The sequence below is a fragment of the Pleomorphomonas carboxyditropha genome, from assembly GCF_002770725.1.
Classification (GTDB): domain Bacteria; phylum Pseudomonadota; class Alphaproteobacteria; order Rhizobiales; family Pleomorphomonadaceae; genus Pleomorphomonas; species Pleomorphomonas carboxyditropha.
Window position 1 is genome coordinate 339,532 of sequence record NZ_NQVN01000001.1, and the last position, 23,049, is coordinate 362,580.

The 23,049-nt window shown below is 68.0% G+C and carries 19 protein-coding genes and 1 pseudogene; 14 read left to right on the forward strand and 6 right to left on the reverse strand.

Annotation, left to right across the window (positions count from 1 at the left end):
- Window positions 1-57: 57 nt before the first annotated feature.
- Window positions 58-1,383, reverse strand: coding sequence for an adenylosuccinate lyase (purB, locus tag CJ014_RS01620; protein ID WP_100078767.1), 1,326 nt, complete (start codon window positions 1,381-1,383; stop codon window positions 58-60).
- A 152-nt stretch (window positions 1,384-1,535) separates the two neighbouring features.
- Complete coding sequence (locus CJ014_RS01625) at window positions 1,536-2,096, reverse strand: flavin reductase (RefSeq protein ID WP_100078768.1); 561 nt, start codon at window positions 2,094-2,096, stop codon at window positions 1,536-1,538.
- Window positions 2,097-2,470: 374 nt separating this feature from the next.
- Here CJ014_RS01625 and CJ014_RS01630 point away from each other — a divergent pair, with 374 nt between their 5' ends.
- The 12 genes and pseudogenes from CJ014_RS01630 to CJ014_RS01685 all read left to right on the forward strand — a co-directional run bounded on the left by CJ014_RS01630 (window position 2,471) and on the right by CJ014_RS01685 (window position 14,543).
- Window positions 2,471-3,391, forward strand: coding sequence for a branched-chain amino acid ABC transporter permease (locus CJ014_RS01630; protein WP_100078769.1), 921 nt, complete (start codon window positions 2,471-2,473; stop codon window positions 3,389-3,391).
- A 2-nt stretch (window positions 3,392-3,393) separates the two neighbouring features.
- The gene (livM, locus tag CJ014_RS01635; RefSeq protein ID WP_100078770.1) at window positions 3,394-4,788 is read left to right on the forward strand and encodes a high-affinity branched-chain amino acid ABC transporter permease LivM; all 1,395 of its coding nucleotides are present in this window, start codon (window positions 3,394-3,396) and stop codon (window positions 4,786-4,788) included.
- 1 nt (window position 4,789) lies between these two features.
- Window positions 4,790-5,644, forward strand: a pseudogene (locus CJ014_RS01640) (ABC transporter ATP-binding protein); the annotation flags it as partial.
- Window positions 5,645-5,670: 26 nt separating this feature from the next.
- Complete coding sequence (locus CJ014_RS01645) at window positions 5,671-6,408, forward strand: ABC transporter ATP-binding protein (RefSeq protein ID WP_100078772.1); 738 nt, start codon at window positions 5,671-5,673, stop codon at window positions 6,406-6,408.
- A 14-nt stretch (window positions 6,409-6,422) separates the two neighbouring features.
- On the forward strand, window positions 6,423-6,770 hold the full coding sequence (locus tag CJ014_RS01650; RefSeq protein ID WP_100078773.1) for a DUF6867 family protein: 348 nt from the start codon (window positions 6,423-6,425) through the stop codon (window positions 6,768-6,770).
- Between the two features lie 165 nt (window positions 6,771-6,935).
- On the forward strand, window positions 6,936-8,054 hold the full coding sequence (locus tag CJ014_RS01655; protein WP_100078774.1) for a branched-chain amino acid ABC transporter substrate-binding protein: 1,119 nt from the start codon (window positions 6,936-6,938) through the stop codon (window positions 8,052-8,054).
- 141 nt (window positions 8,055-8,195) lie between these two features.
- On the forward strand, window positions 8,196-9,296 hold the full coding sequence (locus tag CJ014_RS01660; RefSeq protein WP_165790713.1) for a branched-chain amino acid ABC transporter substrate-binding protein: 1,101 nt from the start codon (window positions 8,196-8,198) through the stop codon (window positions 9,294-9,296).
- Between the two features lie 318 nt (window positions 9,297-9,614).
- Window positions 9,615-11,081 carry a Ppx/GppA phosphatase family protein gene (locus CJ014_RS01665; protein WP_425351893.1) on the forward strand — a complete coding sequence of 489 codons (1,467 nt, stop codon included), beginning with the start codon at window positions 9,615-9,617 and terminating at the stop codon, window positions 11,079-11,081.
- A complete protein-coding gene (locus CJ014_RS01670) occupies window positions 11,074-11,868 on the forward strand; it encodes an RlmE family RNA methyltransferase (RefSeq protein WP_100078777.1) in 795 nt (264 codons plus the stop codon). Before CJ014_RS01665 ends, CJ014_RS01670 begins: the two co-directional genes overlap by 8 nt.
- On the forward strand, window positions 11,865-12,476 hold the full coding sequence (locus tag CJ014_RS01675) for a RecX family transcriptional regulator (protein WP_100078778.1): 612 nt from the start codon (window positions 11,865-11,867) through the stop codon (window positions 12,474-12,476). Before CJ014_RS01670 ends, CJ014_RS01675 begins: the two co-directional genes overlap by 4 nt.
- An 11-nt stretch (window positions 12,477-12,487) precedes the next feature.
- Window positions 12,488-13,222 carry a DNA repair protein RecO gene (gene recO, locus CJ014_RS01680; RefSeq protein WP_100078779.1) on the forward strand — a complete coding sequence of 245 codons (735 nt, stop codon included), beginning with the start codon at window positions 12,488-12,490 and terminating at the stop codon, window positions 13,220-13,222.
- 169 nt (window positions 13,223-13,391) lie between these two features.
- Window positions 13,392-14,543: a metallophosphoesterase gene (locus tag CJ014_RS01685; RefSeq protein ID WP_245426968.1), complete on the forward strand. Its 1,152-nt coding sequence runs from the start codon at window positions 13,392-13,394 to the stop codon at window positions 14,541-14,543.
- A 260-nt stretch (window positions 14,544-14,803) separates the two neighbouring features.
- Here the strand turns inward: CJ014_RS01685 and CJ014_RS01690 are convergent, their stop codons facing one another.
- Both CJ014_RS01690 and CJ014_RS01695 read right to left on the reverse strand, forming a co-directional pair.
- Complete coding sequence (locus tag CJ014_RS01690; protein WP_100078780.1) at window positions 14,804-16,432, reverse strand: AMP-binding protein; 1,629 nt, start codon at window positions 16,430-16,432, stop codon at window positions 14,804-14,806.
- Window positions 16,433-16,472: 40 nt separating this feature from the next.
- Window positions 16,473-18,296, reverse strand: coding sequence for an extracellular solute-binding protein (locus CJ014_RS01695; protein ID WP_100078781.1), 1,824 nt, complete (start codon window positions 18,294-18,296; stop codon window positions 16,473-16,475).
- A gap of 359 nt (window positions 18,297-18,655) precedes the next feature.
- Between CJ014_RS01695 and CJ014_RS01700 the strand changes: the two genes are divergently transcribed.
- Window positions 18,656-19,330, forward strand: a complete 675-nt coding sequence (locus CJ014_RS01700; RefSeq protein ID WP_100078782.1) for an invasion associated locus B family protein — start codon at window positions 18,656-18,658, stop codon at window positions 19,328-19,330.
- 76 nt (window positions 19,331-19,406) lie between these two features.
- Here CJ014_RS01700 and CJ014_RS01705 read toward each other — a convergent pair whose 3' ends face one another.
- Entirely contained in the window at window positions 19,407-20,903 is a 1,497-nt protein-coding gene (locus CJ014_RS01705) for a catalase (protein WP_100078783.1), read from the reverse strand.
- Window positions 20,904-21,022: 119 nt separating this feature from the next.
- Here CJ014_RS01705 and CJ014_RS01710 point away from each other — a divergent pair, with 119 nt between their 5' ends.
- Window positions 21,023-21,937, forward strand: a complete 915-nt coding sequence (locus CJ014_RS01710; RefSeq protein WP_100078784.1) for a LysR substrate-binding domain-containing protein — start codon at window positions 21,023-21,025, stop codon at window positions 21,935-21,937.
- Window positions 21,938-21,988: 51 nt separating this feature from the next.
- Here the strand turns inward: CJ014_RS01710 and CJ014_RS01715 are convergent, their stop codons facing one another.
- Complete coding sequence (locus CJ014_RS01715) at window positions 21,989-23,041, reverse strand: cytochrome-c peroxidase (RefSeq protein ID WP_245426971.1); 1,053 nt, start codon at window positions 23,039-23,041, stop codon at window positions 21,989-21,991.
- Between the last annotated feature and the right edge of the window lie 8 nt (window positions 23,042-23,049).

The window sequence follows — 23,049 nt, forward strand, 5'->3', positions numbered from 1 at the left end:
GGTATGCCGCCCGGCCGTCTTCATGTTTCGATTCAGGTGGAAGCGCCGGCGCCGCGCTTATTCGCCGAACACGCGGGCGAAGATCGTCTCGACGTGCTTCAGGTGATAGTCGAGGTCGAACTTGTCGCGGATCTCCTCCTCGGAGAGGGCGGCCCGCACCTCGGGATCTTTCAGGAGCTCGCTGAGGAAGTCGACGGTCGAGCTGCCGCCGTGGTGGTAGCTCTCCCAGACCTTCATGGCGTTGCGCTGGACGAGCCGGTAGGCATCCTCGCGCGACACGCCGGCCTGGGTCAGGGCCAGGAGAATGCGCTGCGAATGAACGAGGCCGCCGAGCCGGTCCATGTTGGCGACCATGCGCTCGGGGTAGACCAAGAGCTTGTCGACGACGCCGGTCAGGCGGGCGAGGGCGAAGTCGAGAGTGATGGTGGCGTCCGGGCCGATGTAGCGCTCCACCGAGGAATGCGAGATGTCGCGCTCGTGCCAGAGGGCGACGTCCTCGAGGGCCGGCGTCACGGCGGCGCGCACCACGCGGGCGAGGCCGGTGAGGTTTTCGGTCAGCACCGGGTTGCGCTTGTGCGGCATGGCCGACGAGCCCTTCTGGCCGGGCGAGAAATACTCCTCGGCCTCCAGCACCTCGGTGCGCTGCAGGTGGCGGATCTCGATGGCCAGGCGTTCGACCGACGAGGCGACGACGCCGAGCGTCGCGAAGAACATGGCGTGGCGGTCGCGCGGGATGACCTGCGTCGACACCGGCTCCGGCCTAAGGCCGAGCGCCTCGGCGACGTGGATCTCGACGCGCGGGTCGATGTTGGCGAAGGTGCCGACGGCGCCGGAGATGGCGCAGGTGGCGATCTCCTCGCGGGCGGCGACGAGGCGGGCGCGGCAGCGGTCGAATTCGGCATAGGCCTCGGCCATCTTCAGGCCGAAGGTGACCGGCTCGGCGTGGATGCCGTGGCTGCGGCCGATGCAGACGGTGCGCTTGTGCTCCTTGGCCCGCCGCTTCAGCGCGGCGAGCAGGGCGTCGACGTCGGCGATCAACAGGTCGGCGGCCCGCTTCAGCTGGACGCTGAAGCAGGTGTCGAGCACGTCCGACGAGGTGAGGCCCTGGTGGACGAAGCGGCTGTCGGGGCCGACGAACTCGGCGAGATGGGTCAGGAAGGCGATGACGTCGTGCTTGGTGACGCGCTCGATCTCGTCGATGCGGTCGACGTCGAACCTGGCCGTGCCGCCCTTCTCCCAGATGGTCTTCGCCGCTTCCTTCGGCACCACGCCGAGGGCGGCGAGCGCGTCGGTGGCATGCGCCTCGATCTCGAACCAGATGCGGAACTTGGTTTCCTGGCTCCAGATGGCGGTCATCTCGGGGCGGGCATAGCGCGGGATCATGGCTCGGCCTTCTCTTGAGGGGATGGCGCGCGGTTTAGCAGGAAGGACGGGAGGGCTCAACCTGAGTCGGAACGGCGAAATCCGGCCGCCTGATCGGCGTTTCGCGCCTTGATTCCGAAAAGCCAGCCAAGCTACTGATCTTTCCGATGAATTCAGGCCTCGCCGTAGTGGCGATCGTGGTAGATCAGCACTTCCTTGGCGCCCTCGGGATCGCGCGGCTTGGTCGTGGTGGCGATCACCGTGCCGAAGTAGACGGTGTGCGAGCCGACGTCCTGGAAGGACAGGAGGCGGCAGTCGAGCGCCATGACGGCTCCGGCCAGCACCGGCGAGCCGGTGGAAAGCGTGGTCCAGTCGCCGTGCCGGAACCGATCTTCCAGGTGCAGGCCGGTCCGGCCGGCAAAAATGTTGGCCAGCGTCACTGCATCTTTGGGTAGCAGATTGATCGAGAACTGGGCATTTTCCTGCATCAGCCCGTTTTGCGGGCTCTTGCGGTTGAGGCAGACCACGACGGTGGGCGGATCGTCGGACACCGAGGCGACGGCGGTGGCCGTGAAGCCGGCTTTTCCCGCCGGGCCGGCGGTGGTGACGATGTTGACGCCCGAGGGAAGGCGGGCGATGGCGTCGCGGAACGCCTCGCTGGCGACCGACTGCGCGGCGGCGGTGGCGCTTTGCTGTGCCGCGAAACCGCGGTCGGCGGTGCTGTCGGTTGCCATCCTTGCCCTCGCAAAGCGAATCCGTTGATCTCCTTAGGCTTATCACGAACCGAACGGCGGGCGGACCCCCCATATTACTGCCACGGCAAAAACGGCAAACTTCTTGCATGGGCCAGGCGGGGTGCGGCTGGCACTTTGATCGAGCCTTTCCGGAGATTACGCGTAAATCACCGGGAAAATCGACATGAGTGGTGATATCCTCCGGATATCAGCGGAATTTGCCGGCGTTTTCTTTACGAGGAGGGATTCCGGATGGAATGACAAGGGGCTCGGTTGTGTTGATCAATCGATCCTGTTAATGGAATCCATAACGCCCACAAATGAAGCAGCCACGAAAATGCTGCCACGGGGCGACTGCAGGGGGTCTCAATTTCATGGAAGTTTTCGTCCAGCAGGTGATCAATGGGATCACCATTGGATCGCTGTATGGTCTGATCGCCATTGGTTACACCATGGTGTTCGGCATCATCGGCATGGTGAATTTCGCCCATGGCGATGTGTTCATGGTGTCTGCCTTCTTCGCGCTGATCTTTCTCCTGGTGCTGACCTCGTGGTTCGGCATCGCCTCGATGACCTTGGCGCTGATCCTGGTGATGGTGGTGTCGATGGTGCTGACCGGATTGCTCGTCTGGGCGATCGAACGGGTCGCCTACGCGCCGCTCAGAGGATCGTTCCGCCTGGCGCCGCTGATCTCGGCCATCGGCATGTCGATCGTGCTGTCCAACTTCATCCAGGTCGCCCAGGGCCCGCGCAACAAGCCGATCCCGCCGGTGACCCGCGAGGTCTACACGCTCTGGCAGGGGACGAACGGCTATCCGGTCAACATTTCCCTGAAGCAGATCATCATCTGGGTGGTGACGGCGCTGTTGCTCGCCGCCTTCTGGTACGTGGTGCAGAAGACGGCGCTCGGCCGGGCGCAGCGCGCCTGCGAGCAGGACCGCAAGATGGCGGCGCTGCTCGGCGTCAACGTCGACCGCACCATCTCGCTCACCTTCGTCATCGGCGCGGCGCTGGCCGCCGTCGCCGGCACGCTGTTCCTGATGTACTACGGCGTCGTGGTGTTCTCCGACGGCTTCACGCCGGGCGTCAAGGCGTTCACGGCGGCGGTTCTCGGCGGCATCGGCTCGCTGCCGGGCGCGGTTCTCGGTGGGCTCTTGATCGGCCTGATCGAGACGCTGTGGGGGCAATACGTGTCGGCCGACTATCAGAACGTCGCCGCCTTCTCCATCCTGGTCATCGTGCTGATCTTCATGCCGCAGGGCCTGCTCGGGCGTCCGGAAGTCGAGAAGGTCTGACCATGAATTCAGCTTTGAAGTCCAACAACGGGGCAGGCATCGATTTCGGCCGCGCCCTCAAGGATGGCGTGATCGTCGCCATCATCGCCTTCGCCCTGCTCGGGCCGCTGGTCGGTCTCAAGACCGACCAGAACATGTCGAACGAGCTGATCCTGCAGAACCGGCTCGGCCTTGCCGCCGTGCTGTCGGCCATCGTCGGCATCGGCCGCTTCCTGCTGTCGGCCTTCGTCTACCCCTGGGTGGCGGCCCGCGGCAACCGCACCAAGGCGGCGGCGACGCTGGCCGAGCTCGAGGCGCGGGCCAAGTTCGCCAAGGGCCTCTCCGTCACCGGCCTGATCTTCCTGTTCGTCTACCCGATCCTGATCATCTCGCTGTTCGGGGTGCAGGGGTCGATCAAGTGGGTCGACAACTACGGCGTCCAGATCCTGATCTACGTGATGCTGGGCTGGGGCCTCAACATCGTCATCGGCCTCGCCGGCCTGCTCGATCTCGGCTACGTCGCCTTCTACGCGGTGGGCGCCTATTCCTACTCGCTGCTCGCCATCAACTTCCACCTGAGTTTCTGGGTGCTGCTGCCGGTGGCCGGCCTGCTCGCCGCCTTCTGGGGCGTCATCCTCGGCTTCCCGGTGCTGAGGCTGCGCGGCGACTATCTCGCCATCGTCACGCTGGCCTTCGGCGAGATCATCCGTCTGGTGCTGATCAACTGGAAGGATTTCTCCGGCGGTTCGGCGGGCATCTCGTCGATCCCCAAGGTGACGATGTTCGGCATCTATTCGTTCGACGTCAGCGCGCCCAACAACTTCGCCAAGGCGTTCCACCTCGCCGCCTCCTCGGCCTATTACAAGGTGTTCCTCTATTATCTGATCCTGCTCCTGGCGCTCCTGACCGCCTTCATCACCATGCGGCTGCGCCGCCTGCCGATCGGCCGCGCCTGGGAGGCCTTGCGCGAGGACGAGGTGGCCTGCCGCTCGCTCGGCATCAACACCACCAACACCAAGCTGACGGCGTTTGCCATCGGCGCCATGTTCGGCGGCTTCGCCGGATCGTTCTTCGCCGCCCGCCAGGGCTTCGTCTCGCCCGAGTCCTTCATCTTCATGGAATCGGCGGTGATCGTCGCCATCGTGGTGCTGGGCGGCATGGGGTCGATGATCGGCGTCGCGCTGGCGGCTGTGGCGATGATCGGCGGCACCGAGCTGCTGCGCGAGCTCGACTTCCTGAAGAAGGTGTTCGGCAACGACTTCAATCCCGACCAGTACCGCATGCTGCTGTTCGGCCTCGCCATGGTGATCATCATGGTGTGGAAGCCGAGAGGCTTCGTCTCAGCCCGTCAGCCAACCGCTTTCCTGTTCAAGCGAAAGACGGTGTCCGGCGATCTCGTGAAGGAAGGCCACGGCTGACATGACGACCTCACTCAGGACCTGGGACAGCGATCCTGTCCTCACCGTCGAGCATCTGACCATGCGGTTCGGCGGTCTCGTGGCGGTGAACGATCTCAGCTTCTCCGCCGGCCGGGGCGACATCACGGCGCTGATCGGCCCCAACGGCGCCGGCAAGACGACGGTGTTCAACTGCATCACCGGCTTCTACAAGCCGACCACCGGCATGATGTCGATGCGGCCGCGGGACGGCTCGCTGCATCTTCTCGAGCGGCTGCCCGACTTCATCGTCGCCCGCAAGGCCAAGGTGGCGCGCACCTTCCAGAACATCCGCCTGTTCTCGGGCATGACGCTTCTGGAAAACCTGCTCGTCGCCCAGCACAATCCGCTGATGATCGCCTCGGGGATGACCATCCTCGGCGTGCTCGGCATCGGCGGCTACCGGACCAAGGAGAAGGAGGCGATCGACCGGGCCCGCTACTGGCTCGACAAGATCGGCCTGATCGGCCGCGCCGACGACCCGGCCGGCGATCTGCCCTACGGCGCCCAGCGCCGCCTGGAGATCGCCCGCGCCATGTGCACCGGTCCCGACCTCCTCTGCCTCGACGAGCCGGCGGCCGGCCTCAACCCGCGCGAATCGGCCGAGCTCAACGCGCTGCTCCTCTCCATCCGCAAGGACGACGGCACCTCGATCCTGCTGATCGAGCACGACATGTCCGTGGTGATGGGCATCTCCGACCACGTCGTCGTGCTCGAATACGGCACCAAGATCGCCGACGGCACGCCCACCGAGACGCGGAACGATCCGCGCGTCATCGCCGCCTACCTCGGCGTCGACGACGAGGAAGTGGAAGAGATCGAGCATGAGCTCGACGAGACGACCGGTAGCGAAGAGGGCAGGCCATGAGCGCCGCGGACAGCAGGCCCCTTCTGACCGTCAGGGGCGTCAAGACCTATTACGGCAACATCATCGCGCTGAAGGGCGTCGACGTCGACGTCCACCAGGGCGAGATCGTCACGCTGATCGGCGCCAACGGCGCCGGCAAGTCGACGCTGATGATGACCATCTGCGGCAATCCGAGGGCGCGGGAAGGCTCGATCGTCTACGACGGGCAGGAGATCACCCGCCTGCCGACCCACGAGATCGCCCGCCTCAGGATCGCCCAGTCGCCCGAGGGGCGGCGCATCTTCCCGCGCATGACCGTGCTCGAGAATTTGCAGATGGGCTCGTCGATCGACAAGATGGAGTTCTTCGACACCGACGTCCAGTACATGTTCGACCTGTTCCCGCGCCTCAAGGAACGCATCAACCAGCGCGGCGGCACGCTGTCGGGCGGCGAGCAGCAGATGCTGGCCATCGCCCGGGCGCTGATGGCCCGGCCGAAGCTCCTGATGCTCGACGAACCGTCGCTCGGCCTGGCGCCGCTGATCGTCAAGCAGATCTTCGACGCCATCCGCGAGCTCAACAAGCGCGATGGCCTGACGGTGTTCCTGGTCGAGCAGAACGCCTTCCACGCGCTGAAGCTCGCCCATCGCGGCTACGTGATGGTCAACGGCGTCATCACCATGAGCGGCTCCGGCCGCGAACTTCTGGAAAACCCCGAGGTGCGCGCCGCGTATCTCGAGGGTGGCGCCCACTGAGGGAGGGGACGGACATGCAGGGCATCCTCTACGAAGAAGCATCGAGCCTCACCTTCCTGTTCGTGACGGTGATCCTGGGCGGGCTCGGCGCCTGGATGACCGGCCGCGCCTGCGCCAAGACCTGGCGGCCGCGGGCCGTCATGGCGGTCTACATCGCGATCCTGACGATCGGCATCCGCTTCATCCATTTCTCGATCTTCAGCGGCACGCTGCTGTCGGCGCACTATTACATCGTCGACGCGATCGTGCTGGAAGCCATCGCCTTCGCCGGATTCCAGTTTACGCGCGCCCGGCAAATGGCTACGCAATATTACTGGCTGTATGAGATCACCGGTCCCTTCTCGTGGAAGGGGCGCGGCTGAGCGGAAACGACATCGCCGCGGCCGGATATCCGGCCCCGGCAGAGGCGTTCCGGGTGGCGACCGGTCAGGGAGCAGGGGTTTTCTCCGCCGGCCGCCGCTTTGAGACCCTGGGTTCGGGCTTGAACCCGCTTGACTTCCAGTGAAAGACAAATGGGAGACCACAAGATGAAGAAGTTCCTCCTGTCCGGCGTCGTGTTCGCCGCGGGCCTCGCCTTCGCCGGTGCCGCCTCGGCCGACGTCATCATCGGCGTCGCCGGTCCGCTGACCGGCCCGAACGCCGCTTTCGGCGCCCAGCTCCAGAAGGGTGCCGAGCAGGCCGCCGCCGACATCAACGCGGCCGGCGGCATCAACGGCGAGAAGGTGGTGATCGAGCTCGGCGACGACGTGTCGGACCCCAAGCAGGGCGTCTCGGTCGCCAACAAGTTCGTGGGCGACGGCGTCAAGTTCGTGGTCGGCCACTTCAACTCGTCGGTGTCGATCCCGGCCTCGGAAGTCTACGCCGAGAACGGCATCCTCGAGGTGACGCCGGCCTCCACCAACCCGACGTTCACCGAACGCGGCCTGTGGAACACCTTCCGCGTCTGCGGCCGCGACGACCAGCAGGGCGCCGTCGCCGGCAAGTACATCGCCGAGAAGCTGGCCGGCAAGAAGGTGGCCGTGCTGCACGACAAGACCACCTACGGCCAGGGCCTCGCCGACGAGACCAAGAAGGCGCTCAACGCCGCCGGCGTCACCGAGGCCCTCTACGAAGGCGTCAACGTCGGCGACAAGGACTTCTCGGCCCTGATCTCCAAGATGAAGCAGGCCGGCGTCGAGGTCATCTACTGGGGCGGCCTGCACACCGAAGGCGGCCTGATCGCCCGTCAGTCGTCGGAAGCCGGCCTCACGGCGACCATGATGTCGGGCGACGGCATCGCCTCCGACGAGTTCGCCGCCATCGGCGGTCCGGCCGTCGAGGGCACGCTGATGACCTTCGGCCCCGACCCGCGTCAGAACCCGGCCGCCACCGAGGCGGTGAAGAAGTTCCGCGACGCCGGCTTCGAGCCCGAGGCCTACACGCTCTACAGCTACGCCGCCGTGCAGATCATCGCCGCCGGCGCCAAGTCGGCCGGTTCGGTCGACCCGCAGGCGGTGGCCGACGCCGTCCACAAGGGCGAGACCATCCCGACCGTCATCGGCGAGCTCGCCTATGACGAGAAGGGCGACCGCAAGGACGCCGACTACACCGTCTACCAGTGGTACAAGGCCGACGACGGCAAGATCACCTACAAGATGCTGCAGTAATCGGCTTGCCGGCCGCGCTGGCGGTCGGACCAAGCGAACTTCATCGGGCGCCGCCGGATCTCTCCGGCGGCGTTTCGTTTTGACGGCCAAGCTGCTATTGCTGCTGATGGCGGAATGGACGGCAGAAGGCTTTATTTGGTCATGGTGGGCATTGGTCGGGCTTGTCTTCTGGTCGCGGTCCTCACCGCCGTTTCCCTGTCACCCGCGCGGGCCGACGTGACGATCGGCATCGCCGGCCCGATGGGCGGCAGCTTCGCCGACGTCGGCCGCGACATCAAAGCCGGCGTCGAGATCGCCGTGGCGGCGGCCAATGCGCGCGGCGGCATCAACGGCGAGAAGATCCGCACGGTATCCGTCGACGACAAATGCGAGGCCGAGACCGGCGCCGCGGTGGCCAACCAGTTGATCGGCAAGGGCGTCAAGGCCGTCATCGGCCACGCCTGCACGGCGGCGGCCTTGCCGGCCGCCCGCGTCTACGCCGGGGGCGGCGTGCTGTTCCTGTCGACGGCCGCCACCAATCCGCGCCTCACCGACGAGAAGGTCGGCGCCGGCGTGTTCCGCATGGCCATCCGCTCCGACCGGGAGGCGCGGGCGATCGCCGACTACCTCGGCAAGCGTTTCAAGGGCAAGCGCGTCGCTTTCGTCCACGACGGCAGCGTCTACGGCCAGGGGCTGGCCGAGCAGGCGGCCAAGCTGTTCGCCGACGATGGCGGCGCCGTCGCCATGACCGAGGCCTTCACGCCGGGCGAGAAGAGCCAGAACAATCTGATCGGCAAGATCCAGGACGCCGCCGTGTCGGCGGTGGTGGCGGGGGCGCTGCAGGCCGACGCGGCGGTGATCGCCGGCGAGATGCGGACGCGCGGCCTCAACGCCGCGCTGATCGGCAACGAGGCGCTGGCGCTCGCCGAATTCAAGGCGCTGGCCGGCGACGCCGCCGAGGGCACCGTGTTCTTCCTGCCCTTCGTCGACAAGACGCGGCCCGAAGCGGTGAACCTCATCCTGTCGCTCGAGGAGCGGCAGCTGATGCCGACCGACACCGTCTTCACCGCCCATGCCGCCACCGAGGCGGCGATCGCCGCGCTCGCCAAGGGCGGCGATCTTGCCGGCGCGGCGGCTTTCCTGCGCAAAAGCGGCGCCGCTACCGTGCTCGGCAAGGTCACGTTCGACGGCAAGGGCGATTGGCGCGAGGCGAGCTACGCGCCGCAGGTCTGGCGCGGCGATGCCTTCGCGCCGCTGCCCTGACGGCGGCGCGCCTCTCCGTCCAAGCTCGGCGCGGCCGGCGGCCATGCGCGGCGTCCACTAGCCTTTCCGGGCGGCAACTGGTACTGTCGACCCGACGACAAACGAGCATGCGTGCCGCTCGAGCCCCCGTGCCGGTCCCGAAGGGAACGGTTGCGGATGACAGGCCGGCTTCCCCGACAAGGGGAATCGGCTCCCGGATCGCGGCGCGCCGGAGTGATCTCAGTGGGTGACGCGGGCGATCGAAGCGACCGCGCAGATACCACGCGAGGACGTGCCGACCCCGCCGCGAACGCGGCGGCGGACGGAGCGTCCAGCGCCCTGTCGAAGCGGGCGGCGAGACGCCGCCGCAAACGCCGGTCCGGTTCGGGCGCGGCGGGCGACAGGACCTCGGTGGGACATGCGCCGACATCAGGCGACAAGCAGCCGGAGCGGGCGACCGCGCAGCCGGCGCGCAGTGATTCGCCCCCTGTTTCCACATCCGACAAGGCGGAGGCGCCGGCCGGAAAGCCGCGCGAGGAAGGCGCCCGGCGCCGGCGGCGGCGCGGCCCCGCCAAGGGCGCCCTGCGCGGCGTGCGCAAGCCCGGCCGCGAGGACGGACGGCCCGACGAGGGACGCGGCCGCGAGGGCGACCGGCGCAAGGGGAACGAGCGGCACGCGGAGGGCGGCGAGGCGCGGCCCGCTGCCGGCAACGGCGCCCACCATCACGGCCACGGCCCGCACGGTCACGCCCCGCACGGGCGCGACGGCCGGCGCGGCGCGACGACCGGCCCGCTCTATGCGGCGCTCGATCTCGGCACCAACAACTGCCGCCTCCTGGTGGCCGAACCGCAGGATCGCGGCTTTCGCGTCATCGACGCCTATTCGCGCATCGTCCGGCTGGGCGAGGGCATCGGCCGCACCGGCCGCCTGTCCGACGCGGCGATGGACCGCGCCGTCGACGCGCTCGCCGTCTGCCGCGGCAAGCTCGCCGATCTCAAGGTGCGCCGGATGCGGCTGATCGCCACCGAGGCCTGCCGCCAGGCCGAGAACGGCCCGCTGTTTCTCGACCGGGTGCGCCGCGAAACCGGCCTCAGCCTGGAGATCGTCAGCCGCGAGACCGAGGCGCGGCTCGCCGTCGCCGGCTGCGCCACGCTGATCGACCCGCGCTCCGAGGGTGTCCTGCTGTTCGACATCGGCGGCGGCTCGTCGGAGCTGGTCTGGCTCGACCTCCGGCGGCGCGGCGAGGCGCGCGGCTTCGCGCTCACCCGTTTCATCAGGAGCTGGACGTCGCTGCCGGTCGGCGTCGTGACGCTCAGCGAACGGCACGGCGGCCACGTGGTGACGCCGGAAGTCTATGGCGACATGGTCGAGGAGGTGAGCGAGCTCCTCGACGGGTTCGACGGCATGGAGGGCGCCGCCGAACTGGTCGCCTCGGGCGGCGCCCATATGCTGGGCACCTCCGGTACGGTCACCACGCTCGCCGGCATCCATCTCGGGCTCAAGCGCTACGACCGCCGCCGCGTCGACGGCGTCTGGCTCGACGGCGACGAGGTGGACGAGATGATCCGCCGGCTGATCGACATGGGCTACGATCAGCGGGTCGCCAATCCCTGCATCGGTTCGGACCGCGCCGACCTGGTGCTGGCCGGCTGCGCCATTCTCGAGGCGATCCGCAGGAAGTGGCCCTGCCAGCGGCTGCGCGTCGCCGACCGCGGCCTGCGCGAGGGCATCCTGGTCGAACTCATGGCCCGCGACGGCGTCTGGCGCCGCCGGCCGCAGCCCGCAAGGACGGAAGCGCATGTCTGACAAGGGAAAATCCGGCGGGGACAAGCCGGCCGGCCCGGACAAGTCCAAGGGCCCAGACAAGTCCAAGGGTAAAGGCCGGGCCGAGACCGGCCTCAAGGTGAAGGTGAAGACGGCGCGCGGCCGCACCGCCTCGTCGGTGCGCTGGTTGCAGCGCCAGCTCAACGACCCCTATGTGGTCAAGGCGCGCAAGGAGGGCTGGCGCTCGCGCGCCGCCTTCAAGCTGATCGAGATCGACGAGAAATATCACCTGCTGAAGCCCGGCAACCGGGTGGTCGACCTCGGCGCCGCGCCGGGCGGCTGGTGCCAGGTGGCGGCCAGGAAGACCGGATCGACGCCGGCCAATCCGCTGGTGGTCGGCATCGACTATCTGGAAATGGACGGCGTGCCGGGTGTGGCGCTGCTCAAGAAGGACTTTCTCGACGACGACGCGCCGGAGGCGCTGATGGCGGCGCTCGGCGGCCATACGCCGGATGTCGTGCTGTCGGACATGGCAGCGCCGACCACCGGCCATCACAAGACCGATCACCTCAGGACCACCTATCTCTGCGAGGTGGCGGCCGCCTTCGCCATCGACGTGCTGCGGCCCGGCGGCTCGTTCGTCGCCAAGGTGTTCCGCGGCGGCACCGAGAACGAGCTCTTGGCGACGCTGAAGCAGAATTTCGCGCAGGTCTTCCACTTCAAGCCGCCGTCGTCGCGCCAGGAGAGCGTCGAGATGTATGTGGTCGCCAAGGGCTTCAAGGGGCGGCCGTCGGCCGAGGCGGAGGTGGACGAGGACGACCGGCGGTGAGCGGCAACCGGGACGACGGCTGGGACAGGATTGCCGACGCGCCGGACGCCCCCGTCCGGGCGGCGCCGACCGATCCGAAGAAGCTCAGGGAGAAGCTGCGCCGCTCTGGCTTTGCCTATTTGCAGCGCTATTCCGCTTCGGAAGCGCATTTTTCCGGGCTGATGGACCGGAAGCTCAGGCGCTGGGAGACGGCCGGCTATGTGGCGCTCGGCGAAGCTCGCGCCGCCGACCTCGTCGCCGCGCTGACGTCCGAGTTCCGCGAGCTCGGACTTCTCGACGACGCGGGGTTTGCGGCGTCGCGCGTCGCCTCGGCGCGCCGCAAGGGCGCCTCGCGCCTGAAGATCGCCCTCGGCCTGCGGGCCAAGGGCGTCGACGGCGAGCTGGCGCGGACGGCCATCGAGGACGAGGGCACCGACGAGACGGTGGCGGCGCTGCGCTTCTGCCGGCGCCGGCGGATCGGGCCGTGGCGGCGGGGCGAGCGGCCGGACCGCGACGGCCTCAACAGGGAGATCGCCACGCTGGCGCGGCAGGGGTTTGCCACTCAGCTCGGGCGCGCCGTCGTGCTACTGTCGCGTGAGGATGCCGAGGAAAAGCTCGGCGTGATTTGAGACCGTCGTCGATGGAATGGGTGTCGGAAGCGCTGCTGATCGGCCTTCGTCCGCATGGGGAGACCAGCGCGGTGATCGAGGTGATGACGCCCGACTACGGCCGTCATCTCGGCCTCGTCAAGGGCGCGCGCTCGCGGCGGCTGCAGCCGGTGCTGCAGGCCGGCAATTCGCTCTTGGTCACCTGGCGGGCGCGGCTCGAAACCCACCTCGGCCTGTTTTCCGTCGAGCTGTCCGAGGCGCGGGCGGCGCGGCTGATGGAGAGCGCGGCCGGCGTGTTCGGCGTGCAGATCGTCGCCGGCCACCTTCGCCTGCTGGCCGAGCGCGAGGTGCATCCCGGCCTCTATCGGGCGGCGATCACGCTGCTCGACCATCTCGACGGCTTCCTGCAATCGGCGGCGCTGGTGGCCCGCTTCGAGCTGATGCTGCTCGACGAGCTGGGCTTCGGGCTCGATCTGACGCGCTGCGCCGCCACGGGGCGGACCGACGATCTCCGCTTCGTCAGCCCCAAGTCGGCGCGGGCGGTATGCGGCGACGCCGGCGCCCCTTACGCCGACCGCCTGCTCAGCCTTCCCGCCTTCCTGCTGCCGGGGGCGGACGACACGCCCGACGCCGCCGACGTCGCGGCGGCGCTGAAGCTCACCGGCTTCTTCCTCGACCGACACGTCGCCGGCCCCCGGGCGATCGACCTGCCGTCGGCGCGGGCGCAGATGCTCGGCAAGCTCGAAGGCGAGCGGCGAGGGCGCTAGCGGTCCGGTCCGACGCCAGCCATCCAATCTTCATGCAACGGTCACCACCGGTTCGCCGTCGCCGGCTATCACGGTCCGGCCTGGTTGCCGGCAGCGGGGTTGCCGGCCGGCAAGGCATTGCACCCGATTTTCGCAATCTTCGCTCGAACAGTTCTTTCAGGAGCAAGCCATGACAGCTCGTTTCCGCACGGAATTGACCGCCGCCGTGTTCGGCGCAATGCTCGCCGCCGGCGTCTTCCCGGCCAGCGCCGAGAAGTTCACCGTCGCCGTGGTGTCCGACACGCAGAACTACACCGACGTGACGCTGCCGCAGCCGCGCGGCGTCAACACCTTCATCCAGCAGATGCAGTATCTGGTCGACAGCCGCAAGGAGAAGAACCTCGCCTTCGTCACCTTCGTCGGCGATATCGTCCAGCACGGCGACGGCCAGTTCCGCACCGGCATCATCGGCCAGTACACGCTCTGGGACACCCGCACCGAGTGGGACTATGCCAACCTCGCCGTGTCGGTGCTGAGCGCGACCGACATCCCCTTCGGCATGGTGCCGGGCAACCACGACTACGACAACTATTCCTGGTACACCACCCCGAACGGCCCGGGCGCCAGCCGGCCGCTGCGCGGCGGCACGCTGTGGAACGCCTATTTCGGCCCGGCTTCGCGCCATTTCGCCGGCAAGGCGTGGTACGGCGGCGGCAACAACAACGGCATGGACAGCTATCAGGTGTTCGAGGCCGGCGGCCGCAAGTTCCTGCACCTCGGCTTGCAGATGGAGCCGACGCCGGCCGACCTCGACTGGGCCAGGCAGGTAATTGCCGCCAACGAGGGGCTGCCGACCATCCTGACCATCCACGAGTGGCTCGACCCCAACTTCACCGGCGAGACCACCCGCTCCAACGACTACAAGGCCTATTTCGACGGCGCCGCCAATCTGCCGCCGGACGAAACCTGGGAGAAGTTCATCCGCAAGACCCCGCAGATCTTCATGGTGCTGGCCGGCCACGACTGGACGCCGACCGTCGCCGGCGTGTCGCAGGGCCAGAACCTGCGCGTCGACACCAACGACGCCGGCTATCCGGTCTACCAGACGGTGCAGGATTACCAGGGCAACACCATCGGCCCGGACGGCAAGCCGGACTCGGCCAACGGCGGCGCCGGCTGGCTGCGCTTCATCGAGTTCGATACCGACGCCAAGAAGATGCACTACTACACCTACTCGACGCTGCTCGACAAATACGCCGGCCGCGACGGCGAGGCGAGCTTCGGCGTGGCGCCGAACTATTCGGACTTCACGGTGGATTTCCCGCCGCAGCTTACCAAATGAGCTGTGGCCAAGCGAAGGTGGGGATGAAGCGTCCCCACCTTTTCGATTTTCTCATCGATTCCAATAGGTTGGTTTACCCCTCTCCCTGGTCCCTCTCCCACGAGGGGCGAGGGGACGCGGTTTTGGTCTACCCATGGATGGAAGGCCCGACGTGCGAGGAAAATGGGTCGGCAAATCCCATCGTCCCCTCGCCCCTCGTGGGAGAGGGACCAGGGAGAGGGGTAAACTTAGTTAGATCTCAATGGGTTAGCTGATCGACCTCACGCCACGGCCTGAAGGAACAGCGCCTCGCGGCGCACGGTGCCATCGGCGTTGCGCGGGATTTCCGGCACCGACACCAGCGCGGCCGGACGGTCGAGCTTGCCGGCCGCCTCGCCGTCGAGCCAGATCAGCAGCTCGGTCAGCGACGGCCGTTCGCCCGGCTTCGGCACCACCGCGAGGCCGAGGCGATGGCCGACCGGGCCGGCCTCGATCGGGAAGACGGCGGCGTCCTCGACGCCGGGATGGCCGCGGAACAGCGCGTCGAGCCGCTTCGGCGACACGGTGATGCCGGCGATGCCGATGGTCTCGCCGAGCGTGCCGGTGATCAGCAGCCGTCCGTCGTGCTTCTCGGCGGCGAGGCCGGTGCGCAGGAAGCCGTCGGAGGTGACGCCGAGCAGGGCGCTCCGCCGGCCGGACTGCGGCTCGGGCCAGGGCGCGTCGGGAATGGCGGCGCCGCCCAGCAGCAGCTCGCCGCTGTCGGCCTTGCGGTTGCGGGCGGCGGCCCTGGTCTTGATCCTCGCCTCGAACAGCACCGGCGCCGCGTCGATGCCGCCCATGCGCGCCTCGCCGGCCGGCAGCGCCACGGTGCCGCCCGTGGCATCGCGGGCGCGCGGGATCAGGCAGAGACCGCCGAGCGTGACGAGGTCGACCGTGCGGGCTGCCGGGGCCGGCGCGAGGCCGAGGCCGGCGCCGACGGCCGAGAAGGCGACGGCGCGGTCGAGGCTGGCGGCGAGCGGGGCGACCATCACCTCCGGCAGCACGACGCGGCTCGCGCCGGCGCTCTCCACCGCGGCGGCGAGGCCGGCGAGCGAGGTGCCGTGGTGGAAGGCGACGCGGCCGCCGGAAATCAGCGCCGTGGCGATGGCGCCGGCCACCGAGGCGAGGCTGGCCGGGTGCATGGTGGACAGCACGGTCTCGGGTCCGGCGATGCCGGCCTCGATCAGGTGACCGGTGGCGATCGCCGTAAGCTGGTTGTGGCTGTAGGGGACGATCAGCAGCTCGTCGTCGGGCGTCCGCGCCATGGAGAGCAGGGCGACGTGGTCGGCCGCCTCGCCGCGCCGCGCCACCTCGGGCGGCGCCCCCAGCGCCTCGACGTCGGCGAGCACTTCGGAAAGGTCGATCAGGCCGTCCGGCTGGCCGTCGCCGACCGCGAAGACGAAGCGGATGGCGAAGGTATCGGCGGCGACGTCGCGCACCAGCTCGCCCGACGGCTCGTCCTCGATCTCCGAGGCGGTGACCATGGCCTTGATCGATGCCGCCTCGATGGCCGCCTCGATCTCCGGTTTGGTCCAGTAGACCGGCAGCGGCGCCACCACGAGGCCGGCCTTCAGCGCCGCGAACAGGATGATGGCGGCGTCGGCGCAGGGTGGCAGGTGGATGCCCAGCACCATGTCCGGCCTGAGGCCGACGGCGGCGAAGAAGGCGGCGAGGCCGTCGACGCGCCTCTCGGCCTCGGCGAAGCCGTAGCGGGCGGAAAGCCCCGGCACGGCGCCGGCGCCGACATCCTCGAAGGCGATCGTCTCGGGCGCGGCGGCGGCCGAGCGGCGCAGCAATTCGCCGAGCGTCACGTTATTCCAGGCGCCGGATGCGACGTAGGCTTCGGTTCGGTGTTCGGACGTCAGGATCATCGGGCGTTTCCCTGTTTGCCCCCGGTTCCAGGATTTGGCGTCAGGACTTGGCGTCCGCCCACCAGGCGGACGGCTGAATGCCGGTGAGCGCCGTCGCGTCCGGCCGGCGGATGCGTGTCCAGCGGGCGACCAGATCCTCGGGCAGGTGGAAGAGCGGCACGCAATAGAAGCCGGATATCAGCACGCGGTCGAGGGCGCGCACGGCGGTTTCGAACTCGGCCTGGCCGGTGGCGGCGAGCAGCGCGTCGATCATGGCGTCGATGGCCGGGCTCGACGCGCCGGCATAGTTGAAGGTGCCTTCGGTGACCGCCGCTTTCTGCGACCAGCGGTTCACCTGTTCGTTGCCGGGCGACAGCGAGGCCGTCCACAGCATCTGAAGCATGTCGAAATCGAAGGTCTTCTGGCGGTCGTAATATTGCGTCGAATCGACGAGCCGCACCGACACGTCGATGCCGATCAGCCGGAGCGTCGCCTGATAGGCGAGGGCAAGGCGCTCCTCGTCGGGCACCTTGGCCATGAACTCGAAGGCAAAGGGCCTGCCGCCGGCGTCGACCAGCCGCCGGCCGTCGAGCTTCCAGCCGGCCTCGCCGAGAAGGTCGAGGGCGGCGCGCAGCGCCTTGCGGTCGCGGCCCGAGCCGTCGCTGACCGGCGGCGCGTAGGTGCCGGCCATGACGTCGGGCCTCACCTGGTCCTCGAAGGGGGCGAGCAGCGCCTTCTCGGCCTCGGAGGCGGGGATGCCGATCGCCGACAGGCTGGAGCCTTCGAAATAGGAGCCGCTGCGGGCGTAGGCGCCGTAGTAGAGCGTGCGGTTGACCGCCTCGAAATCGAACAAAAGGGTCAGCGCCTCGCGCACGCGGGCGTCCTTGAACAGCTCGCGGCGGGTGTTGAAGACGAAGCCGCTCATGCCCTTGGGCGAGCCGGTCTTTACCTTTTCCATGACGACGCGGCCGTCCCTGACCGCCGGGAAGTCGTAGGCCTTGGCCCAGTGACCGGGATCGCTGTCCATGTAGAGGTCGAAGGCGCCGGACTTGAAGGCCTCGAAATAGGCGGTGCCGTCCTTGAAATACTCGATGCGGATCTCGTCGAAATTGTCGAGGCCGCGCTTGATGGGCAAGTCCCGCGCCCAGTAGGTCGGGTTGCGCTTCAGCACCACCTGCCGGCCCTCGTCGACGCCGGCCACCTGATAGGGACCGGAGCCCATCAGCGGCTTCATCGACGACTGGTCGAAGGTGGCCGGGTCCACCGCGTGCCGCGGCAGGATGGGCGTGTAGCCGCCGATCAGCAGCGGCAGCTCGCGGTCGGAGCCGTCGGCGAAGGAGAAGCGCAGGGTGCGCTCGCCGATGCGGTCGACCGACACCACCTTGTCGAAGCGGCGCTTGTAGACCGGCCGGCCCTTGGTCTTCAGGAGGTCGACGGTGAACAGCACGTCGTCGACGGTCACCGGCTCGCCGTCGGCGAAGGTGGCGGCGGCATCGAGCGTGAACTCCACCCAACTGCGGTCGGCCGGCATCTCGACGCCCTCGGCGAGCAGGCCGTAGAGCGAGAAGGCCTCGTCGGCCGAGCGGTAGAGAAGCGTATCCCAGACGTTGTTGCCGTAGAGCACGTCGGAAAGGCCGCGCGGCGCGTTGCCCTTGACGATGAAGGGATTGAGGCTGTCGAACGAGCCCGGAAAGCCGAGGGCGAACGTGCCGCCCTTCGGGGCGGCGGGATCGGCATAGGGAAGATGGTCGAAGTCGGCGGCAAGGGCGGGGTCGTCGTGCATGGCGATGCCGTGGGTCGGCGCGGCGCGGGCCGGCAGCGACAGGAGAAGGCCGGCGCCGACGGTGCCAAGACAAAAGACGCGGCGATTGATGACGCCAGACATAAACCGGGCTCCGTACGGAAGCGAATCTTTCCGGGACGTTAACACGTCCGTCCGTCCGGACCGATGGTTTTTGGCGCCGACGGCGCTCGGTCCACCGCCGAAGTGCCCGGCCGGCCGCCGAATTTCCGCAAGTCGCCGCTGGTCACCGTGTTGCCCAAATTTGCCGTCATCGGGTTCTGCGGCGTCCGGGCGGGGGGTGGGGTGCGCCCCGCGTGCCGCAGGACAGGGAAAAGTCACTTTCGGCAGGCTTCCTCGGGTTCAGATTGCGCGAAGTGCTGTTGACAAGTCGATCGAAATCAGACGATCGGTAGCGCCAGAGATGTGTGCCTCCGGATCGACGCATGCGAAGGATTGGGCGAATGGCAACAGTTTTTTCTTATCGAACCCTGGGTTGCGTTGCGGCGCTGCTCCTGTCGGCGACGGCCACCCTGGCCCAGGACAAGCCGGCCGCTCCGGCGCCGGCTGCGCCCGCCGCCGGTGGCGCGGCCGCCAGCTCCTCCGCCGACAACCCGTGGAACAAGCTGTGCGGCGAAGATGCCCGCACCAAGAAGCAGGTCTGCTTCACCGTGCGCGAACTCAGGACCGACAGCGGCCAGTTCCTCGCGTCGGCCGGCGTGCGCGAGGTTGACGGCGAGACGCGCAAGATCCTGCTGGTGCAGACGCCGGTCGCCATGCTGATCCAGCCGGGCATCCGCGTGCAGGTCGACCAGAACACTCAGGTGCCGGGCAAGTACACCATCTGCATGCCCAACGCCTGCTTCGCCGAGATCCCGATCACCGACGATTTCACCGCGTCGATGAAGAAGGGCAAGGACCTGATCATCACCACGCAGAACCAGCAGGCGAAGGCGTTGAACTTCCCGATCTCGCTCACCGGCTTCACCTCGTCCTACGAAGGCCCGGCGATCGACACGGCGGCGCTGCAGCGCCAGCGCGAGCAGCTCGCCTCCGAGGTGCAGCGCAAGGCCAAGGAAGCCCAGCAGAAGCTGCTCGACGCCCAGAACGCCGCCTCCGGCAACGCCGCCAAGCCCTGAGCGAGGCGCGTGCGGACAAAAATCAAACCCGGCCGGTTTCCCGGCCGGGTTTTTTATTGGCCCGTCGTCGTTCCGCTTATTGAGTCAACGCATTTTCTTTGCGCGAACCGGTATCCGCTTCGCTCGAAAATGCTCCTATGCGCAGCGTCTGTCGGACGCCCGCCGCATAGGCCGGATCGACCTTCTCGAAATGGCCGAGCTGACGCTCGACGATTTCAAGCGGCACGCCGGCCATGGCGGCGGCGATGTTGTCGAAAAGTCGCTGCCGCTGGCCGTCGTCGAACAGGCGGAACAGCGCGGCCGCCTGCGAATAGTCGTCGTTGCCGGCGCGATGGTCGTAGCGGTCGGCGTCGCCGGAGATCCCGAGCGGCGGCTCGCGGAATTCCGGCGCCTGACGCGGGCCGCCGAAGCTGTTGGGCTCGTAATAGGCGTCCGGATTGGGCTTGTTGGGCATGAAGTTCATGGCGCCGTCCTTGTGATAGTGATGGACGGGGCATTTCGGCGCGTTGACCGGCAGCGCCTCGTAGTGGGTGCCGAGCCGGTAGCGATGGGCGTCGGCGTAGGAGAAGATGCGGGCCTGCAGCATCTTGTCGGGCGAGAAGCCGATGCCGGGCACGATGTTGGACGGCGAGAAGGCGGCCTGCTCGATCTCGGCGAAATAGTTGTCGGCGTTGCGGTTGAGCTCGAAGGTGCCGACCTCGATCAGCGGATAGTCGGCGTGCGGCCACACCTTGGTGAGGTCGAACGGATTGTAGGGCGTTTTCTCCGCGTCGAGCTCTGGCATGACCTGCACGTAGAAGCGCCAGCGCGGGTAGTCGCCGGCCTCGATCGCTCCGAACAGGTCTTCCTGCGTCGATTCGCGGCTGCGACCGACCACCTCCGCCGCCTCGGCGTTGGTGTAGTGGCGATGGCCCTGCAGCGTCTTGAAGTGGAACTTCACCCAGAAGCGCTCGCCGGCCTCGTTGATGAAGGAATAGGTATGCGAGCCGAAGCCGTCGATGTGGCGGACGTCGGTCGGCAGGCCGCGGTCGGAGAACAGGATGGTGACCTGGTGGAGGCTCTCGGGCGACAGCGACCAGAAGTCCCACATGGCGGTGGGCGAGCGGAGGTTGGTGCGCGGGTGCCGCTTCTGGGTGTGGATGAAGTCGGGGAACTTCAGCGGGTCGCGGACGAAGAACACCGGCGTGTTGTTGCCGACGATGTCCCAGTTGCCCTCCTCGGTGTAGAACTTCAGGGCAAAGCCGCGCACGTCGCGCTCGGCGTCGGCGGCGCCGAGCTCGCCGGCCACCGTCGAGAAGCGGAGAAGCAGCGGCGTCTTCTTGCCGACCTCGGAGAACAGGCGGGCGCGGGTGTAGCGGGTGATGTCCCGCGTCACCGTCAGCTCGCCGAAGGCGCCCCAGCCCTTGGCGTGGACGACGCGCTCGGGAATGCGCTCGCGGTTCTGGTGGGCCAGCTTCTCGATGAGCTGCCAATCCTGCATCAGCACCGGGCCACGCGAGCCGGCGGTGAGCGAATTCTGGTTGTCGGCGACGGGAGCGCCGGCGGTGGTGGTCTGGATCGGTCTGTCGGACATGGCGGATCTTTCTGCGGCGGTCGGGAGATGATCGGAAAGAAGTTTGCTGCCACCGACATGACGGCATTTTTTGGAATCATTCCAATTGCATTGTCCGGTCGGGCTGATAGGATTTCCCTATGAGGATCACCCTGCGCCAGTTGCGCTATCTCGACGCGCTCGCCGCCGAGGGCCATTTCGGCCGGGCCGCCGACCGGGCCGCGGTCAGCCAGCCGGCGCTGTCGGCCCAGATCCGCGAGCTCGAGGAGGCGCTCGGCTGCCAGTTGGTGGAACGGGCCGCCACCGGCGCCCGGCTGACGCCGGCCGGCCATCAGGTCGTCGAGCGCGGCCGCCGCATCCTCGCCGAGGTGGAGGATCTCGAAACACTTGCCCGCGCCGCCGCCGATCCGGCGACGGGATCGCTGCGGCTCGGCATCATTCCATCGATCGGTCCCTATCTGCTGCCCAAGCTGCTGCCGGTCCTGGCCGAGGCGTTCCCGGCGTTGAAGGTCGGCGTGCGGGAAACCGTCACGGCGGGCCTGGTCGGCGAATTGCAGGAGGGCAGCCTCGACGTCGTCATCGCCAGCCTGCCGCTCGGCGATCCGAATCTCGTGGAAGCGCCGGTATTCAGCGACGCCTTCCTGCTGGCGACGCCGGCGGCCGGGCCGCTGTCGCTCGGCGCCTTCGACAGGGCCGCCGACATTCCCACCGAGGCGCTGCTGCTGCTCGAGGACGGCCATTGCCTGCGCGACCAGACGCTGGCCTCCTGCGGCGCCCTGGACGCACGGCGGCTGACGCGGGCCGGCGTCACCTCGCTCGCCACCATCCTGCAACTGGTGGCGGCGGGGCAGGGGATCACGCTGCTGCCGGAACTGTTTCTCGCGGCGACGCCGCTCGATGGCGGCCGCGTGCGTCTTCGCCGGTTTTCCGAGCCAGAGCCGCACCGCACCATTGGTCTTGCCTGGCGCCGCAGCAGCCCGCTTGCGCCGCTCTGCGAGCGCATCGCCGGCCTGACGGCGCACCTGAAGCCGGCGGCCGACGGCCTCGGGGCATGAAAAAGGCCGGCCCCGACGGGACCGGCCCTCTTTCGTTCGATTCATCGCGGCTTACTGGGCGATGACCTCGGCGGTCGGCCGCGGCGTCGTCGCCGTTTCCGCCGGCAGCAGCGGATATTCGACGGGCCGGAGCTCGCCGGTCAGCGCCGTCAGGAAGGAGGCGATGGCGGTGGTCTCGTCGTCGGTGAGCTCGTCGCCCAACTGGGCCGACCCCATGACGGCGACGGCCTGCTTGAGGTCCCAGACCTTGCCGGAGTGGAAGTAGGGCGCGGTCAGCGCGACGTTGCGCAGCGGCGCGGCGCGGAAGACGTATTCGTCGTCGGCCGTCTTGGTGACCGCGAAGCGGCCCTTGTCGTTCTCGGGCAGGATGTCGGAGCCCGGCCGTTCGACGACGCCGAACGGATAGTAGTCGTGGCCGCCGAAATTGACGCCGGAGTGGCAGGACGAGCAGCCCTTCTCCATGAACAGGCTCAGGCCGGTCTTCTGCACCTCGGTCATGGCGTTGTCGTCGCCTTCGAGCCAGCGGTCGAAGGGGGCGGCGGGCGTCAGCAGCGTCGCCTCGAAGGCCTCGATGGCCTTGGCGAAGTTGTCGAAGGTGACGGGCGCGGCGTCGCCCGGGAAGGCGAGCTTGAACCAGTCGTCATAGGCCGGCATGCTCTGCAGCGTGGCGAGCAGCTTCTCGGGCGTGTTGGCCATCTCGACGCTGCCCTGGATCGGCCCCTTGGCCTGCGCCTTGAGGTCCTCGGCGCGGCCGTCCCAGAACTGCGCCTGGTTGAGGACCGAGTTCAGCACCGTCGGCGAATTGCGCGGGCCTTTCTGCCAGCCGTGGCCGATCGACGTCTCCAGGTTGTCGTCGCCGCCGGTCGCCAGGTTGTGGCAGGAATTGCAACTGAAGACGCCGGAAGCCGACAGGCGCGGATCGAAGAACAGGGCGCGGCCGAGATCGATCTTGGCCTTGGTGATCGGGTTGTTGTTGACCGCCGGCAGCATCGACGGGATCACCTGGAACTGTTCGGCGGCCTGGTCGCGCAAGGCGTCGGCCTGCGCCGGCAGCGTCAAGGCCGCCGACGTCATCACCGCCGCGAGCATCCAATGCTTAAGCATGAAGTCCT

Bases quoted from the DNA above. Each gene is read 5' to 3' on its own strand.
- CJ014_RS01650 (WP_100078773.1), top strand. From the start codon at position 6,423: ATGCAGGGCATCCTCTACGAAGAAGCATCGAGCCTCACCTTCCTGTTC.
- CJ014_RS01695 (WP_100078781.1), bottom strand. From the start codon at position 18,296: ATGTCTGGCGTCATCAATCGCCGCGTCTTTTGTCTTGGCACCGTCGGC.
- purB (WP_100078767.1), bottom strand. From the start codon at position 1,383: ATGATCCCGCGCTATGCCCGCCCCGAGATGACCGCCATCTGGAGCCAG.
- CJ014_RS01685 (WP_245426968.1), top strand. From the start codon at position 13,392: ATGACAGCTCGTTTCCGCACGGAATTGACCGCCGCCGTGTTCGGCGCA.
- CJ014_RS01715 (WP_245426971.1), bottom strand. From the start codon at position 23,041: ATGCTTAAGCATTGGATGCTCGCGGCGGTGATGACGTCGGCGGCCTTG.
- CJ014_RS01705 (WP_100078783.1), bottom strand. From the start codon at position 20,903: ATGTCCGACAGACCGATCCAGACCACCACCGCCGGCGCTCCCGTCGCC.
- CJ014_RS01700 (WP_100078782.1), top strand. From the start codon at position 18,656: ATGGCAACAGTTTTTTCTTATCGAACCCTGGGTTGCGTTGCGGCGCTG.
- CJ014_RS01690 (WP_100078780.1), bottom strand. From the start codon at position 16,432: ATGATCCTGACGTCCGAACACCGAACCGAAGCCTACGTCGCATCCGGC.
- CJ014_RS01710 (WP_100078784.1), top strand. From the start codon at position 21,023: ATGAGGATCACCCTGCGCCAGTTGCGCTATCTCGACGCGCTCGCCGCC.
- CJ014_RS01645 (WP_100078772.1), top strand. From the start codon at position 5,671: ATGAGCGCCGCGGACAGCAGGCCCCTTCTGACCGTCAGGGGCGTCAAG.
- CJ014_RS01625 (WP_100078768.1), bottom strand. From the start codon at position 2,096: ATGGCAACCGACAGCACCGCCGACCGCGGTTTCGCGGCACAGCAAAGC.
- CJ014_RS01670 (WP_100078777.1), top strand. From the start codon at position 11,074: ATGTCTGACAAGGGAAAATCCGGCGGGGACAAGCCGGCCGGCCCGGAC.
- CJ014_RS01660 (WP_165790713.1), top strand. From the start codon at position 8,196: ATGGTGGGCATTGGTCGGGCTTGTCTTCTGGTCGCGGTCCTCACCGCC.
- recO (WP_100078779.1), top strand. From the start codon at position 12,488: ATGGAATGGGTGTCGGAAGCGCTGCTGATCGGCCTTCGTCCGCATGGG.
- CJ014_RS01655 (WP_100078774.1), top strand. From the start codon at position 6,936: ATGAAGAAGTTCCTCCTGTCCGGCGTCGTGTTCGCCGCGGGCCTCGCC.
- livM (WP_100078770.1), top strand. From the start codon at position 3,394: ATGAATTCAGCTTTGAAGTCCAACAACGGGGCAGGCATCGATTTCGGC.
- CJ014_RS01630 (WP_100078769.1), top strand. From the start codon at position 2,471: ATGGAAGTTTTCGTCCAGCAGGTGATCAATGGGATCACCATTGGATCG.